This window comes from Paenibacillus sp. J31R30, from assembly GCF_059692115.1.
Genome location: NZ_JCAUAV010000001.1, coordinates 1436616 through 1452815 on the forward strand (window position 1 = coordinate 1436616; position 16200 = coordinate 1452815).

14 protein-coding genes are annotated in these 16200 nt (G+C 42.8%); 9 read left to right on the forward strand and 5 right to left on the reverse strand.

The genetic code is table 11. The features are described 5' to 3' along the window. Positions 1 to 37: 37 nt before the first annotated feature. Positions 38 to 937 carry a LysR family transcriptional regulator gene (locus tag AC58QO_RS05750; protein WP_497264279.1) on the reverse strand — a complete coding sequence of 300 codons (900 nt, stop codon included), beginning with the start codon at positions 935 to 937 and terminating at the stop codon, positions 38 to 40. A 314-nt stretch (positions 938 to 1251) separates the two neighbouring features. Here AC58QO_RS05750 and AC58QO_RS05755 point away from each other — a divergent pair, with 314 nt between their 5' ends. Continuing rightward, on the forward strand, positions 1252 to 3789 hold the full coding sequence (locus tag AC58QO_RS05755) for an MASE4 domain-containing protein (protein ID WP_497264280.1): 2538 nt from the start codon (positions 1252 to 1254) through the stop codon (positions 3787 to 3789). A 150-nt stretch (positions 3790 to 3939) separates the two neighbouring features. Here AC58QO_RS05755 and AC58QO_RS05760 read toward each other — a convergent pair whose 3' ends face one another. Together AC58QO_RS05760 and AC58QO_RS05765 are read right to left on the reverse strand one after the other, a co-directional pair. After that, positions 3940 to 4419, reverse strand: a complete 480-nt coding sequence (locus AC58QO_RS05760; RefSeq protein WP_497264281.1) for a hypothetical protein — start codon at positions 4417 to 4419, stop codon at positions 3940 to 3942. Between the two features lie 79 nt (positions 4420 to 4498). Further along, a complete protein-coding gene (locus AC58QO_RS05765; protein WP_497264282.1) occupies positions 4499 to 5377 on the reverse strand; it encodes a LysR family transcriptional regulator in 879 nt (292 codons plus the stop codon). 106 nt (positions 5378 to 5483) lie between these two features. Here AC58QO_RS05765 and aroA point away from each other — a divergent pair, with 106 nt between their 5' ends. The 6 genes from aroA (at position 5484) to AC58QO_RS05795 (ending at position 12036) form a co-directional block, all read left to right on the forward strand. Then, positions 5484 to 6827 (forward strand): 3-phosphoshikimate 1-carboxyvinyltransferase, encoded by a 1344-nt coding sequence (aroA, locus tag AC58QO_RS05770; RefSeq protein ID WP_497264283.1) that lies wholly within the window; start codon positions 5484 to 5486, stop codon positions 6825 to 6827. An 18-nt stretch (positions 6828 to 6845) separates the two neighbouring features. After that, the gene (gene aroC / locus AC58QO_RS05775; protein ID WP_497264284.1) at positions 6846 to 7901 is read left to right on the forward strand and encodes a chorismate synthase; all 1056 of its coding nucleotides are present in this window, start codon (positions 6846 to 6848) and stop codon (positions 7899 to 7901) included. A 138-nt stretch (positions 7902 to 8039) separates the two neighbouring features. Next, positions 8040 to 9089 (forward strand): selenide, water dikinase SelD, encoded by a 1050-nt coding sequence (gene selD / locus AC58QO_RS05780; RefSeq protein WP_497264285.1) that lies wholly within the window; start codon positions 8040 to 8042, stop codon positions 9087 to 9089. A 14-nt stretch (positions 9090 to 9103) separates the two neighbouring features. After that, positions 9104 to 10171 carry a tRNA 2-selenouridine(34) synthase MnmH gene (gene mnmH, locus AC58QO_RS05785; RefSeq protein WP_497264286.1) on the forward strand — a complete coding sequence of 356 codons (1068 nt, stop codon included), beginning with the start codon at positions 9104 to 9106 and terminating at the stop codon, positions 10169 to 10171. 78 nt (positions 10172 to 10249) lie between these two features. Further along, on the forward strand, positions 10250 to 10855 hold the full coding sequence (locus AC58QO_RS05790) for a class I SAM-dependent methyltransferase (RefSeq protein ID WP_497264287.1): 606 nt from the start codon (positions 10250 to 10252) through the stop codon (positions 10853 to 10855). Positions 10856 to 10872: 17 nt separating this feature from the next. Then, positions 10873 to 12036 (forward strand): cysteine desulfurase family protein, encoded by a 1164-nt coding sequence (locus tag AC58QO_RS05795; RefSeq protein ID WP_497264288.1) that lies wholly within the window; start codon positions 10873 to 10875, stop codon positions 12034 to 12036. Between the two features lie 54 nt (positions 12037 to 12090). Here the strand turns inward: AC58QO_RS05795 and AC58QO_RS05800 are convergent, their stop codons facing one another. Together AC58QO_RS05800 and AC58QO_RS05805 are read right to left on the reverse strand one after the other, a co-directional pair. Next, positions 12091 to 13131, reverse strand: coding sequence for an S-layer homology domain-containing protein (locus AC58QO_RS05800; RefSeq protein ID WP_497264289.1), 1041 nt, complete (start codon positions 13129 to 13131; stop codon positions 12091 to 12093). A 116-nt stretch (positions 13132 to 13247) separates the two neighbouring features. Then, positions 13248 to 14099, reverse strand: coding sequence for an AraC family transcriptional regulator (locus AC58QO_RS05805; RefSeq protein WP_497264290.1), 852 nt, complete (start codon positions 14097 to 14099; stop codon positions 13248 to 13250). 107 nt (positions 14100 to 14206) lie between these two features. Between AC58QO_RS05805 and AC58QO_RS05810 the strand changes: the two genes are divergently transcribed. Beyond that, a complete protein-coding gene (locus AC58QO_RS05810; protein WP_497264291.1) occupies positions 14207 to 15208 on the forward strand; it encodes a glycoside hydrolase family 130 protein in 1002 nt (333 codons plus the stop codon). Between the two features lie 320 nt (positions 15209 to 15528). Then, positions 15529 to 16089 carry an N-acetylmuramoyl-L-alanine amidase family protein gene (locus tag AC58QO_RS05815; protein WP_497264401.1) on the forward strand — a complete coding sequence of 187 codons (561 nt, stop codon included), beginning with the start codon at positions 15529 to 15531 and terminating at the stop codon, positions 16087 to 16089. Positions 16090 to 16200 lie beyond the last annotated feature (111 nt).

Sequence of the window (16200 nt, forward strand, 5' to 3'; positions counted from 1 at the left end):
TGAAGCCCTTCCCATGAATGGGAGGGGCTTCCGCATGTTACTTTTTCTTAATTTGCGCTTTAACAAATTTCGAAAATTCTTTCGCATGATTGGTAATCTCATTGGCATTACAATGAACTGCCCACATTTCTCGATAGAGATAATCCGGATCTTTAAAAGGAATAATGATCAGATTGCCGTTCGTAATATCAGGATGTGTGACAAGAGAGAAATCGTCCAAAACGCAAAATGCATAACCAGATTTAATAAACTCTCTTACTAAAGAGCTATTGTTTGACGATATAAAAATGGGGTTACTCGCCAGATTTGTTCTTTTGACCATTTCTTTATTTGTGATCGAGTCTAGTAAAGCTATAGGTTCGTTGGCTAGATCAAGAGAAGATAACGAACCTCTAAATCGAAACCGAGAATCTTTGCCGACACATACGCAAATATAACTTCTGTATAAAGTTTCAGTGACAATTTTATCTTGTAATTGATGTTTAAGTTCTATATTTTCGCCAATAAAAGCAAGATCAACACGATTTTCTTGGATATCTTCACATATATGTTGATGTAACTTTTCTTGGATTTCTAAGGTAACATCTGGATACTTCTTTTTAAAAGAGACTAATGCGTCATAAATAATATGGCTAAAAGTAGCGGAGAACGCAATCTTGATATGGACCTCTTCTTGCATTCTCAATTTATGAATATCCTCCATTATTTCTTTATATATAATTTGCATTTCCAGGGACTTGGCTAGCACGATTTTCCCTTCTACGGTTGGAAATGTTCCTTTGCCTGTCCGCTGGAATATCGTGATTCCTAGTTCTTTTTCAATATTCAAAATAGATTGACTTATGGCTGAGGGGGTTATGTGCAAATTATGCGAGGCTTTTCGAATAGAATTCTCTTTGGCAACTTCTAGCAGATATCCGATTTGCTCTAAATTCATTGTCCCACTCCCCAACTGTTAAGTAAAACTATACACAGTGTGAAATTATATTTGATTTACTTTGCGCTATTCAAATTATACAATATTTTTTACGAAGTAAGTAGTTCTTTAGTCTCATGTCTGTGTTCATAAAAGAAGGTAATGAGTCGTTTTATGTCGAATGAAATGAAGTATTCCCATTTTTCTAGAAGAATTCAAAAAAGAAAGGGTAGACGAATTATCCAATTCGCTCTGCCCTTATATTTTAATAGTCAATGAATGCTTTGCAAATGATGTTGAGAAGCAGCTAAGAAAAACTTGAAGGAGTCGTCCTTATGTCGGTACATGGTCAGGATCCAATAAAGCCACTTTCTTTAATTACTTATGAAGTCGTTCCAGCACAACGAAAGTATGTCATTGCAGTGGTCATTTTTCTAAGTCTCTTATTTCAACTAACTCTTCCGTATGCGAATAAGTTAGAACATGAAATTCCATCGTTTCTGCCAACCGTCTTATTCACTACCATCTGTTTTGAATTGATGACTTCATTTATTTTCATACAACAATTTCGCACGAATCGGATGCCTTCTGTACTTGTACTAGCCTCGGCCTACTTGTTTTCCGCGCTGACCACCATCGCACATCTCTTAACCTTCCCCAACTTGTTCTCCGAAACTGGTCTGTTAGGTGCAGGCCTGCAAACGGCCCCTTGGCTATATTGTATTTGGCATGGCGGATTCGGTTTACTGATCTGTGTCTATGTACTCGTTTCCGTTAGTAAGAAAGAAGTGGAGATGAGCAAAGAGAAGTCGAAACGATGGTCGATACTAATGGTACTTATTACTGTTGCCTCCGTCAGCTTCCTTACATTTATCACTATTTTTTTTCACAATGCGTTGCCAGAAATAGTCATTAATGGACGTGTAACGACATTTTTTGCTCTTGGGCCTGGACTCATTGCGACCCTGTTTATAATAGCAGCTCTAGTCGGTCTTATCGTAAAGACACGTATCAAAACAGTCGTCAATTTATGGCTTGCTGTAGCTGTGTTTGCCTTGTTACTCGATATCGTACTCTCCTTATATTTGTCGGGGATCCGCTTCTCTTATGGTTGGTACATGGCCAAGGTGAATAACTTGATATGTGCTAATATTATGCTCGTCGTGCTCGTTGTTGAGTTTAATAGGATGTACTATACGTTAGTTGATTTATATATTCGTGTGATCAAGTCAAAGAATCTGATTGAATTTAAAGAGCAAGAACTTGAAATTAACAATGCGAAACTCGAAGAGGCCAAGAAAGCTGCCGAATTGGCAAGCCGTTCCAAAAGCGAGTTCCTAGCCAATATGAGCCACGAAATCCGTACTCCGATTAATGCCGTTATGGGGTTAAATTATTTGTTGCAGCAGTCCAACTTGTCTCCCCAGCAGAAAAACTATGTTGATAAAGCGATCTCCTCTGCCCAAAGCTTGATGACCCTGATTAATGACATTCTTGATTTTTCGAAAATTGAAGCAAATAAAATTGTTATTGAGCATACCGACTTTGACTTAACGGAGGTTCTAAATAACATTTTCGATATGATCGGCTTCATGGCCTATGATAAGGGATTAGAGCTGCAAATTGCGATGAAACCGGATGTACCACAGCAGTTAATAGGCGACCCGTTCCGGCTGAATCAGATCTTACTCAATTTAGCGAATAATGCGGTGAAGTTTACTGAGAAGGGGGCAATTACGATTTCCGTGGATGTCATCTCGAAGGAATCGGAGTTGGTTACACTTCGCTTTGAAGTTCGTGACACAGGAATCGGGATGACGAACTCGCAGATGGATCATTTGTTCCACGAATTTACACAAGCAGATATGTCTATCACGCGAAAGTATGGCGGGACGGGACTTGGACTTGTGATTAGTAAGAATCTAGTTCAGTTGATGGGCGGCTCTATTGAAGTCGAAAGTGTTCCTAAGGCTGGGAGTTGTTTCGTCTTTACTGCGAAGTTCGGGCTTCATCAAGCTCTTGAATTTGAGCATACAGTATCCCAATTCAAGTCTCCGATGACACGTTCGAAAAGCAAGGGACTGCAGCCAGAATCAAGCGATTACGCAAATCTTCGGAATGCAGCTATTCTGTTGGTAGAGGACAACGAAATCAACCAACTGATCGTGAAAGAATTGCTTAGTGAAGTGTTTATATTAGTCGACGTTGCTTACAATGGTGAGGAAGCGATTCAGTTTGTCCGAAATCGTCCCTATGACGCTATATTGATGGATTTGATCATGCCGAAAATGGATGGCTACGAAGCGACAAGTGCGATTCGAAAGCTCGAGAATGGCAAAGACACACCGATTATCGCCATGACAGCAGATGCGATGAAAGGTGTTGAAGAACAAGTATTGGCCGCGGGGATGAATTCATATATTACGAAACCTTTTGACCCTATCAAACTATACAATGAGTTACGAAGTCTTATTAAGATATCTGAGCTAAAAGATGAGATACTAACTACGCCCCCGTTCGAGTCATTTCAGAGAGAGTCTATTCTAGAAATAGACGAAGCAATGAATCGTCTTGGTGGAAATTCGAAGTTATACAACCAAATTGTATTGAAATTCGAGAAAAATCATGCGAATGCTATAGCTGAAATTCGGGATGCTGTTCAGACTGGACATGGCGAATTAGCAGTTCGGATTGCCCATACCTTGAAAGGCTTGGCGGCTACAATTGGTGCTTATAAGTTGTCAGACGCTGCTGAGAAGTTAGAAGAAGTGCTAAAACATCAACAGTTAGCGTTATTGGAGCTTCATTTAACAGAGACAGAAGAAAAATTGATTTCTGTTCTCACTGAGATCGTACTTTATCAAAATAGGTAAGTGAGCGTGAGGATGGAGGAAGCAGGCTTGAATAGCCTTTCTCATTAATCGATGTAGAAATGAAGATTAGAGAATTATTGTTCTGAGTTGGAACTAATGGATAAAAAAGAAGCCCTCCTAATTGGAAGAGGCTTCTTTGTGTTTCGAACATCATGCCTGCAGGGTCGAATAGGTGTTGATTTTCACGAAATGTATCTGTAATGAGCCGAAAAATGCTTTCCCTTGGTTGTAATGGAGCTCACATTTGTACCCGTATTCACAAGCTATGGCTTGCAAGGATTTAAACCCTGGGAGCGCTTTGACCATCGACGTGATCTGGTGGGTAATATGGTTAGGTAATTTCATAACCATCGTAGTTGCACTAATCCCATCAACTACGGAGATGAAACTTGGAAACTCTGATTTTTTGAAATGCGAAAGATGGACACAATCCTCGGCAATTTGTAAGATCTCTTTGTTCAATCGATTGAGATTGAGGGTCATATTTTTATAAAAGTAGATGCCATACCCGATCTTATTCGTCAATGGATTTAACCTTTTTTTCCATTTCAACACCTTTGCGCCCCAATAGGACTCTACTTGTTCAGTGAAAGTGTGCCAATTCATTCGTGATGTGAAAAAAAATTTCATCCTCAAGCTCCTTCTTTTAACTTGTACGTTATTAGACGTTGGCGTAAGGAATATTGTTCATTTATGCGATCAATCGCAGCTAAGCTCTAAGGATCTCGACAAAGCCTTCAGCGGCAACCGATAATTTCAAATCTCGGCGCACAGCCAAGCCTATACTGCGTGGAGGCAGGGGATCATCTATTTTGAGTTCAAAAAGAGTGCCTGATTGAAGTTCTTCTTGTACAAATGACCGACTTATGAAGGTAGCTCCATAGCCCAACCTTGCGAACTCCGCTAAGAGATCAATATTCCCTAATTCAATATCTGGTTTCACTTCTAACCCCTTAGCGGCAAACCATTTTTCGATAAATACGCGAGTACTGCTGCCAGGAGATAAGAGGATAAGCGGAAGCTCCGCTAGTTCTTTCATTGTTATCGGATGGTTCGTCAGCGCTTGAAAAGCCTCCCCAACCACAAAACAATCCTCTAGCACCGCCAAAGTTTGAATGGATAGTTCAGGATCGTCTATCGGCATGTGAACAATGGCACAGTCGATCTCGCCTTCCTTTAATCGCTTCGTAATCTCATGCGTTTTCCCATGCGAAAGTCGAATCCGTATGCCCGGATACTTCTTGTGAAAAGTATTCAATTGAGGCAGCAGAAGATGCTTGATCAATGAATCACTTGCCCCGATTCGAATCTCACCCTCATGTAATTGCTTTAGATTTTGAAGATGCTTCTGTCCCGAATCCAGCAAGGCAAATGATTGTTCCACATACTCATATAGCGTACGCCCTTCCTCTGTGAGTTCCACGCCTTTCGATAATCGATGAAACAATTTCAATCCTACTGCATCCTCAATCTGTTTAATGGCATAGCTCACCGATGGTTGTGTAATATGGAGTTCTTGCGCAGCCTTCGTTAAATTCCGGCATTTGGCTGTATGTAAAAAAATACGATACCATTCCAAGTTCATCATTTGGTATAGATCACCTCTATGTCATTATGCATAAAATCCAATTTCATTTATTTCAATCTCCTCATTATAATTGGATTATAGAAATAATACAAAAGAGGTGGCGAATATGGCGATGCATCAGCCTGATTGGGAAGCTCGTTCCCCGTGGTCAACAAATAAGGCGAAAGAAGTTAATATAAGTCCTCCTAAAATCAAGGTGGAAGGAACAATTCGAGTACCTGGTAGTAAAAGCCTGACTAACCGCGCATTGATTATTGCCTCCTTAGCCGAAGGCAAATCACAGCTAGATGGCCTATTGAAAAGCGACGATTCGTATTGGTGTATTGATTCATTAACCAAACTAGGTGTGTCAGTCGTTATTGAGGGAGAGACTGCTTATGTGGATGGTTGTGGAGGGAATTGGCCCAAGCCATCTGGTGAGCTTTACATGGGAGCTGCGGGTACGATTGCGCGTTTCTTACCAGCAGCTTTGGCAGTAGGAAATGGCAATTGGACGATAAAAGGAAGTAGAAGATTGAGCGAGCGGCCACTGGCCCCGTTGCTTTCTGCCATTTCCGGTCTCGGTGCTATTTTGGACTATCATGAGGTGGAACAACGGTTACCTTTCAAACTTCACGCGTCAGGATTAAAAGGTGGAAGTGTGAGGCTGCCTGGTTCAACGTCCAGTCAATTTATTAGTGGACTTTTATTAGCATCACCCTATACGGAAACTCCGCTAACCATTCAGATTGATGGTGAAATCGTGCAGCGGGATTATGTACAAATGACTGTGGATATGATGACTGCATTCGGTATCACACCGCAATTTTCAGATGATGGTCAATCCATTCAGGTTCCTTCTGGGAAATATCAAGCGCAGTCATTCCAACTTGAGCCGGATGTCTCGACATGTTGTTATTTCTGGGCTGCAGCTGCGTTAACAGCAGGTTGTGTACGAATTGAAGGTATAAACGCGTGGAGATCAAGTCAGCCAGATATAGAAATATTAGATGTTTTGGAACAAATGGGTTGTCACGTAACACGAGGCGATACGTTTGTGGAAGTACAGGGAACTAAGCACCTCAAAGGCGGGTTTACGCTCAGTATGAAAAAATGGTCAGATCAAACCTTGACGATAGCTGCGTTGGCTCCTTTTACGGACGGACCAATTACGCTAACAGATGCCGCTCATATTCGACATCATGAATGCGATCGCATCGCCGCTATATGTACGGAACTCGGTAAGCTTGGCATTCGCGTCGAGGAGCATCAAGATGGGTTAACAATCTATCCCGGGCAACCGTTGCCGGCGTTAGTGGATTCTCATGATGATCATCGCATGGCCATGGCGTTGTCTTTGATCGGCTTAAGGGTCGACAACATCCGGATTACTGACCCAGGCTGCGTATCCAAAACGTGTCCAGGGTACTTCGAACAATTGTCTGAGCTAGGCGTAGAAATTACTTATTAGATAGGAGGCTTTTGTGCTATGGCAGGAAATACATTTGGTGAAATTTTCAAAATAACAACCTTCGGTGAATCACATGGGGCCGCCGTAGGTGTCATTGTGGATGGGGTAACGCCTGGCATCGAGATCGATGAAGCGTATATTCAAAAACAAATGGATAGGAGAAAGCCGGGTCAATCCTCTGTGACTTCTCCCCGCAAAGAATATGATATTATTCACATCTTATCCGGCGTATTTGAAGGAAAAACAACGGGGACGCCTCTATTTGTCAGCCTGTATAACCAAGATATGAAACCTGAGGCCTACAACGACATCCAGCACTCTTTTCGACCTGGCCATGCGGATTTCACTTATTTGCAGAAGTATGGAATCCGTGACCATCGGGGGAGTGGACGGGCTTCAGGAAGAGAAACAGCGGGCAGAGTGGCTGGCGGTGCAGTAGCTCGAAAGCTATTAGAACAAAGAGGCGTGCAAGTATTGGCTTATACCCGAGAGATCGGAGGAATTCCGTGTGAGACTTTCGACGAGAACGCGATTGAGCTTAATGCGGTTCGGGCTTGCGATCCGGTTGCGGCTGCCAAAATGATTGAAAAAATTGAGCAATTAGCAGCCATTGGTGATAGTTGTGGAGGCATCGTAGAATGCCGTATTCGTGGGGTAATTCCAGGGCTCGGCGAGCCTGTTTTCGATAAATTGGATGCAGAACTGGCCAAAGCTATGCTCTCTATTGGAGCTGTAAAAGGAATCGAATTTGGAGCGGGATTCTCAGCGGCTTCGATGCTAGGCAGTGAGCATAATGATGAAATGAATAGAGATGGATTCCTTAGTAATCATTCCGGTGGAATCTTAGGTGGGATCAGTACCGGCCAAGATATCATTTTCCGAATTAGTGTCAAACCGACTTCCTCCATTTCTGTTTCCCAGAAAACGCTAAACGTGAATGGAGAGGAACAAGATATTCGAACAGAAGGCAGACACGATCCGTGTATTTGCCCGAGAATAGTACCAGTGGTAGAAGCGATGGCTTGCTTAGTACTGGAAGATCAGTACAAGCGACAAGCTGCTATGCTAGGATAGTTGAGATTGCCGTTCATGCGGCAGTCTTTTTATTTCGCCAAATATTAGATTTTGGGAACTTAAATAGGTTATTATTAGTCGTATGGAAGAAATATGAATATACTTATTTCCCTGCTGAACAAAGGAAGGAAGAAGCATATGTCGACAACGGATAAAATTAAACTAACCTCCTATTCAACCAAGGGTGGCTGTGGCTGCAAAATTGGTCCGGCTGATCTCTCCGAAGTCATCAAGAAATTGCCACTAGGGATACCGAATCCGAACCTTCTCGTAGGTATTGACACAAGTGATGATGCAGGCGTTTATCAATTAAGCGAAGAGCTAGCTCTTGTACAAACGGTAGACTTCTTTACCCCGATTGTTGATGACCCGTATTCGTTCGGACAAGTCGCTGCTGCGAATGCAATCAGTGACATTTATGCCATGGGCGGCAGACCGTTAACGGCATTAAATATCGTTGCTTTTCCGATTCGTACATTGGATAAAGAGGTGCTGGCTGATATTTTACGCGGCGCTGGCGATAAAATGAGGGAAGCAGGCATTACGCTCGTTGGAGGACACTCGATTGATGATAACGAGCCTAAGTTCGGACTTGCTGTTACGGGTTTAGTCCATCCTAAGAAGATACGTACCAATGCGGGATCGATTCCCGGTGATAAATTGATTCTAACGAAGCCAATTGGTGTAGGCATTCTGACAACTTCGATTAAGAAAGATCGCTTGAATGAAGAAGAAGTTGCCCGAGTAACACAGGTTATGGCAACGCTTAACAAAGTAGCAGCAGAAACGATGGAGCCATTCGAAGTGCATGCTTGCACAGATGTGACGGGATTTGGCTTGATCGGGCACACGCTGGAAATGGCAAAAGGCAGTCAAGTCGGCATTCGTATCACGGCTAACGATGTGCCTCTATTGCCGAGAGTAAGGGAATTGGCTGAAGAAGGATTTGTGCCTGGCGGTACAAAGAATAACTTCGCCCATGTGCAACCTTCAGTCGACTTCCCGGATACGTTGGACCAAATCGGACAATGGATCCTATGTGATGCCGTCACATCAGGCGGACTATTAATCTCTATTGCCGGTGAACAGGCAGAGGAATTACTCGATCAACTGCTCAAAGCTGGCGTGGAAGCTAGTATCATTGGAGAAGCAACAGAGGAGCATCCTGGCCGTATTGTCGTCATCTAAAGGAGAGAAATCCATTGTTTCAAGACATCAGCATAGATGAGCTATTAGCGCTCAAAGATAAGAAAGAAATCGTGACGATCGATGTTCGTTCTCCTTCTGAGTTTCAGGATGGAACGATTCCCGGAAGTATGAATATCCCATTTTTTGATGATCAAGAACGGGCCGAAATTGGAACCATCTATAAACAAGTAAGTGTACAAGCAGCTAAAGATCGAGGTCTTGAGATCATTTCTGCCAAGCTGCCGGCATTTGTCAAAACGTTTGAAGCGATTAAAGGGCAGAAGGCTGTATTTTGTTGGCGCGGCGGCATGCGGAGTCATTCGTCAGCTACTGTACTTTCTTTAATGGGCATTCGAACGTATCGTCTGACAGGGGGATTCCGTTCCTATCGGAGATGGGTCGTTGATACACTTGAGAAGATGGATTTCAAACCTCGTGTATGCGTGATTTCCGGGAATACAGGTGCAGGCAAAACTGCGATTCTTCGACGTTTGCAGGCGGAGGGCTACCCTGTGTTAGATTTTGAGGCCTTTGCAGGGCATCGTGGATCTATATTTGGACACGTCGGTCTCGAGGCTAATAATCAAAAGACGTTCGAAGCTCACCTCGTTACGAACCTTCTGAAATGGAAGGATTCTCCTTATATACTGATCGAGGGAGAAAGCAAACGTATCGGAAAAGCAGTGATACCTGAGTTCATTTTTAATAAGAAAGAAACCGGTACGCACCTTTATATCAAAATGCCTATACAAGAACGTGTTCGTCATATTATGGCGGATTATCTTCCATGGGAAAATAAAGATCAGCTGCTGAACGCGTATAGCCACATCAAAGACAGAATTCACACCCCGATCGCGAAAGAAATTGAACAAGCGCTAAATGATGATCAATTTGAGAAGGCGGTTAGCCTTCTGTTAGCGCATTATTATGATCCGCGGTATGAACATGCCTTGAACAAATACGAACAAGAGATTCAAGAAGTTCGAACAATTGATGTAAATAGCCTTGATGAAGCTGTTGAGGCTGTCAAAGCGTATATACGAACAGAAGATTTCCAACAATTGTATCCTACGTTGTTATGAAGATGAAATGGAGTACACACTGGCAACGGTTGAGGTGCTCCATTTTTTGTGGATTTATCACAGCTACAGAGGTGTATCGTGAATAAAGAGAAATTAATTCGTAAATTCGATAAACAGTCCAACATCTATGAAATGCGAAGAAAGCAGCAGACGGAGCGTAGATGGCGCTCAACCTTGCTTGGCAGTGCAAAGGGGAAGGTGTTGGAGCTTGCCGTAGGAGCTGGAGCCAATTTCAAGTTTTACCCAAAAGATGTAGAAGTGACAGCCGTAGATTTCAGTAGTGAGATGTTGTCCAAAGCCAAAGATGCTGCGGCAGATTCCGGAATTCAAGCAACGTTTGTGCAATCCGATATTGAATTACTCGCTTTTCCCGAGAACACGTTTGATACAATCATATCCACTTTGTCCTTTTGCGGGTATGACAATCCTGTCCAAGTTATGGCATCCCTTAACACTTTTTGCAAACCAGGAGGTCAAATCCTATTAATGGAGCATGGCCTCAGCTCAAACCGCTTGGTGAGTCGAACCCAAAAAATCGTTGAACCCATGTTCAATCGATGCGTTGGCTGCCATTTGGATCGTGATATGGTAGACATTCTTCAGCAATCCCAACTTCGTGTTCTACGTATGGAGAGGTACTTATGGAATACCATTCATCTCGTGTGGGCGCAGCCAAATAAATAGTAAGGGGGAGAGTACGTATGGAAACAACAGTTCAAAGCGAATCTGAACATAGACGCATCTATCTCGACTATAACGCGAGCACACCGATTGATCCAGCAGTGCTAAATGACATGCTTCCATTTTTATATGGTCATTATGGTAATCCATCTTCTTCCCATTGGGCCTCCGAAAAGATTGCTGAGGCTATTGATTTAGCCCGACGTCGCATAGGCTCATTGATAGGTTGTAAATTAAGTGAAATTGTCTTTACCAGCGGTGGAAGTGAGTCTAATAACCATGCCATCAAAGGCGTTTATTTTGCCAATAAACATCGCGGTAATCACATCATTACGACGAAAATTGAGCATCCTTCTGTCATGAATCCATGTGCCTTTCTTGAATCGATAGGAGCAAAGGTTACCTATTTGGATGTGGATGTATATGGGCTCGTTGACCCCAAAGATCTCGAAGCAGCAATTACGAAAAATACAATTCTTGTGACGATCATGCATGCAAACAATGAGACCGGAACCATTCAGCCGATCCAGGAAATTGCTGAAATTACGAAGAGTAGGGGAATCGTTCTCCATACCGATGCAGCACAATCTGTAGGGAAAGTCGATGTGAATTGGAGCGAAATGTCGGTGGATCTGCTTACAATTGCCGGTCATAAGCTATATGCACCCAAAGGTGTAGGCGCTTTACTTATCAGAGAAGGAACTTCCATTACTTCACACAATCACGGCGCCAGTCATGAAGCGGGTCGCAGAGCGGGAACAGAGAATGTGCCTTACATCGTAGCCTTAGGTAAAGCGGCAGAACTCGCTGAGATGAGTAATGATCAGTTGGATATTCTCGCCTTAACAAACCGGCTCTGGGAGAGATTATCCGATGCGTTCAAAGATCGTATAATTAGGAATGGACATCCAGATCAACGATTGCCGAATACCTTAAACGTTAGTTTTCTAGGTAGGATTGGGCAAGAAATATTAGCACAAATCCCTGAAATTGCTGCAACTACGGGTTCTGCATGTCATACGGGAAGTAGTGCGATGTCTCCGGTATTAAAAGCGATGAAATTAACAGCAGAGGCTGCGGCTGGCACCATACGATTCTCTGTGGGACGCTACACGACGATGAGTGAGATCGAGCGTGCTTGTGACTTGTTAATAGAACGAGTAGGGATGAAGCGAGGGGAATAGGAAAGGACAGACCCATTCGATATGAATGAGGGTCTGTCCTTTTTTTATAGTTACTTATTTGCTTGTTTGTAATCGTTCAACTGCTTTAACGGCATTATTCGCCATTTCTGTTGCATCTGCAAGGGTAATCTCATCTTTCGGATTGAAAGTACCATCTGGATTTAACTCGACAATATCTAAGGCAAGCGCAGTTTGGATGGCGCCGACATTGTTGATATCGATTTTGTCCGTATCTTTCACATCTACAGGAGATAACTTAATCATTGGTAATTTCCCGCTTGTTTGAAAAGTGTGAATGAGCAGATACGTGAACGATTCACGAGTCACTTTAGCATTTGGATCAATTTTGATCTTGATGTCTGTGCCAACCTTTGCTAGTGCATCTGTGATAAGTTGAGCACCTTGTGTGGATGTAATAGGGTCATTGGATACGACTGGATTTTGATGAGCTTTTAGATATTCAAGGGCATTGTAAATTTCCTCAGCAGCATCTGCACGTGTGATCTCATCTTTTGGATTAAATTTACCTGCAGCATTCAGCTTAATAATCCCGTAGTTAAGTCCACGCTGGATAGATCCTGAATACTCAACATTGATTTGATCCGTATCTTTAATATCTACAACAACGGGGTTAATCAGTGGAAGTTGATGACTAACTTCAATTGCACGAACGAGCTGATGTGTGAACTCTTCACGTGTTAATTTTTTATTAGGATCTAGGTCCTTGGGAAGATCAAGATTGTTGACTGCCGCAATGATCAGCGCCTCTGCGTACCAAGCGTCATTTGAAGCGTTTTTGAAATAATCAGTCGCCATTGGCTCTTTGAAGAATTTAACCAAGTCTAAATTGAGTCCAAGCGCATTCACGAGAAGTTGAACGGTTTGAGCGGCTGTAATTGACTCCTGTGGAGCAAATAATGAAGGCGTAATACCTTCAATAATCCCACTTTGTTGGAGTGAAATAATTTTATCCTTTGTTGCCACATGTTCAATATCTGTAAATGTTGGAGCAGCTGCAAAGCTTTGACCGAGTATTGTGAGTGATAGTATAGCAGTTACTGCTGAAAGTGTGATCGACTTCATGGTTTTCTTCATTCCATTCACCTCATCTGTTTTTTGTGTTACTGACCTATCGACATCCATAACGGATACGATGATAAAAATGTTGCAGCTACACATAAATAAGTTACTATATTAATTTATTGTAAATGTTAGATCTTCGATCGATATGTAGTTGGTGAAACCCCCACAAGTTTAAGGAAATTACGACTAAAACTAGCAAACGATTCGTAGCCGACTTCAAAAGCAATATCGGTCACTTTCATTTCCGTGCTGGATAACAAACTGCAAGCGTGACGAATCCGTATTTCCTGAAGGAGCGCGACGAAGGTCACGCCAAGATGCTGCGACAAAATTTGAGTCACCCTGGAAGGATGACAATGAAAATAGGCTCCGATCTGCTCCAAGGTGAGCGGGTCCCGATAGCGGGAATAAATGTATCGAAGCATAGCCCATGGCAATGCCGTTTTGGATGGGATATCGGAAACATTAGGCTGCAATGAGTGACTCGGACGTAATCTGTGGAGGAAAGCAAGAATGCCTTGGAGTTCTCCTTTCAAGAGGATCGGTTGCCAAATATCGGAGGACATGTGTTCATATTCTCGAAGCATGCCCTGTAGCTTCTCTCTCACGATCTCACATTGTTCAGCACTCAGGTCATAATGAGTCAGGTACGGATTCGTATCCGAAAGGAGCAAGCGCGCAGCGGGGTCGCCAAGCAGCTCGATGCCGAACATACAATTGAATAAGATTAACGGACTGCCTGGATGAGCAGTGATTTCGTGTACTTGATATGGAAGCAGTAGGGTAAAGGTACCAGGTTTCATCGGATGAGCCTGGCCGTTCACGGTTTCGTAACCGCTGCCCTCAATGACTAATGAGAATTCTAGAAAATCATGACGATGACTGGGAAAGTGCTGATCTACCCGATTTATGGATAAATGAAAAGGAAAGGAACCGATATTCGGATAATCTGATAATTGCTTATTGATTGGAAAAGTCATGGGATCACAGCCTATTCAAGAAATGAGAGGTTTGTTCAAGGATTGATAGGTATAGTAAGCACACCTATTGTAACCTAAAGATAAATAAGAATGAAGGAGAATCACTGATGACTTTAACAATCGGTTCATTAACGTCCAGCTCTGTTATAACAAGACATCCTGCCAATCCTATTCTAACGGCGGATTCCGTGCCCTATCCTACGGCACTTACATTCAATGCGGGTGTAACGAAATTCCAAGGTCAGTATGTCATGGTGTTCCGTAATGACCACGGCAATATCAAAGAGGAAACGTTAGAGCCTTCACATACCACAGATTTAGGGTTAGCTTACAGTAAAGACGGCATACATTGGGAAGTGCAATCTCGTCCTTGTTGGAAGCTATATGATGAGGAAATCACACGCGTTTATGATCCTAGATTAACCGTAATGGATGGACGCGTGTATATGTGCTTCGCTGTAGATACACGTCATGGCGTCAGAGGAGGCATTGCGGTAACGGATGACTTCGATCGTTTTGACATCCTATCCATGTCTGCTCCGGACAATCGGAATATGGTTCTTTTTCCAGAGAAGATTAACGGCAATTATGTGCGTCTAGAACGTCCGTTCCCGGTTTACAGCCGGGGGAAAGATCAATTTGATATTTGGCTTTCGCAGTCGCCTGATCTCAAATACTGGGGAGAAACAGATCTCGTCTTAGGCGTGGAACATGTTCCATATGCAAATGATAAAATTGGACCTGCTGCACCGCCAATTCGCACGTCCAAGGGATGGCTGACGACGATCCATGCCGTTGATATCGATGCCAACCGCGGTAAAAATGGTTGGGAGCCAACGTGGAAAAAGCGCTATACAGCCGGCATTATGCTGCTTGATTTGGATAACCCGAAGAAGGTAATCGGGCTGTACAAAGAACCGTTACTAGCGCCAGAGGTTAGCTATGAGACAGATGGCGGGTTCCGTAACGACGTTATTTTCCCAGGCGGCATGATTTTGGAAGATGATGGTGAAGTTAAAATCTATTATGGTGCGGCGGATACCGTTGAGTGTTTGGCGACCGCGCATGTGGATGACTTGGTGAAGTTGTGTTTGGAAGGAAATAAATAATTTAGTACATAGTTCGATTGAAAGCCGCCTAAATGGCGGTTTTTTTATTTTGCTTGAATAGCCTATGTCTTCATCTCATCTTTATCTCAACTTCGCTTTAAGTTCATCTACCTCTATTAAACTAACTCTATGAAGTGAAAGTTTCAGCCAGATAGAGTTGGCATAATGAGAGGAGCTCATCTATGAAAAAGAATGGAATTATTGCCTTCGCCACAATTAGCACACTAATTTCCGGTTTCATTGTATATAACGTACAAGCTAGCAGCTTTTTGAAAAATGAAATTACCCAATCTGCTGTACATTCTGCTACTAGAAATTCTATGGATAAAGAGAATCGAAAGTTAGAAGGAAAAACGATTGTCATTGATGCAGGGCATGGAGGCAAGGATGTAGGTGCAACAGGACAAACGGGTATCTATGAAAAAGCTATAACGCTTCAAACGGCATTAACTATCAAGCAGGAATTAGCTAGAAGAACTGGCGCGACTATTATTTTGACCCGCGAACAGGATGAGTTTATAACGCTTACGGAGCGAGTGGAGATTGCCAAGAAGAACGCGGCCGACCTATTTATCAGTATCCATTTTGATGCATTTACCAGTCATGATGTAGCTGGAATCACGACGTATTACAACAAAGCAGCAGATCGAAAATTGGCAACGCTAATCCATGAGGAGATCTTTGGCCAACGTATTGAAACCAGAGATCGTGGAGTATCACAGGGGGATTATCGTGTACTTCGAGAGAATCAATGCCCGTCTCTTTTACTGGAACTAGGATATATATCCAATCGAGAGGATGAGCAGCGAATGCAAACTCCTGATTTTCAAAATAAAGCAGCAGCCGCTATTACCGAAGGCATTATTTCCTATTTCTCCTAATCTTTATTCGACAAGCATACTCACCCCGTAACTTATTATTTCATGTTACGGGGTGTTCTGTTTTGCCGACAGGATGGCCTTTGTACCTATTACCTATTCTTGGGATAAATA

Bases quoted from the DNA above. Each gene is read 5' to 3' on its own strand.
- AC58QO_RS05805 (WP_497264290.1), bottom strand. From the start codon at position 14,099: ATGACTTTTCCAATCAATAAGCAATTATCAGATTATCCGAATATCGGT.
- AC58QO_RS05810 (WP_497264291.1), top strand. From the start codon at position 14,207: ATGACTTTAACAATCGGTTCATTAACGTCCAGCTCTGTTATAACAAGA.
- selD (WP_497264285.1), top strand. From the start codon at position 8,040: ATGTCGACAACGGATAAAATTAAACTAACCTCCTATTCAACCAAGGGT.
- AC58QO_RS05755 (WP_497264280.1), top strand. From the start codon at position 1,252: ATGTCGGTACATGGTCAGGATCCAATAAAGCCACTTTCTTTAATTACT.
- AC58QO_RS05765 (WP_497264282.1), bottom strand. From the start codon at position 5,377: ATGATGAACTTGGAATGGTATCGTATTTTTTTACATACAGCCAAATGC.
- AC58QO_RS05800 (WP_497264289.1), bottom strand. From the start codon at position 13,131: ATGAAGAAAACCATGAAGTCGATCACACTTTCAGCAGTAACTGCTATA.
- aroC (WP_497264284.1), top strand. From the start codon at position 6,846: ATGGCAGGAAATACATTTGGTGAAATTTTCAAAATAACAACCTTCGGT.
- AC58QO_RS05795 (WP_497264288.1), top strand. From the start codon at position 10,873: ATGGAAACAACAGTTCAAAGCGAATCTGAACATAGACGCATCTATCTC.
- AC58QO_RS05815 (WP_497264401.1), top strand. From the start codon at position 15,529: ATGGATAAAGAGAATCGAAAGTTAGAAGGAAAAACGATTGTCATTGAT.
- aroA (WP_497264283.1), top strand. From the start codon at position 5,484: ATGGCGATGCATCAGCCTGATTGGGAAGCTCGTTCCCCGTGGTCAACA.
- AC58QO_RS05750 (WP_497264279.1), bottom strand. From the start codon at position 937: ATGAATTTAGAGCAAATCGGATATCTGCTAGAAGTTGCCAAAGAGAAT.
- AC58QO_RS05760 (WP_497264281.1), bottom strand. From the start codon at position 4,419: ATGAAATTTTTTTTCACATCACGAATGAATTGGCACACTTTCACTGAA.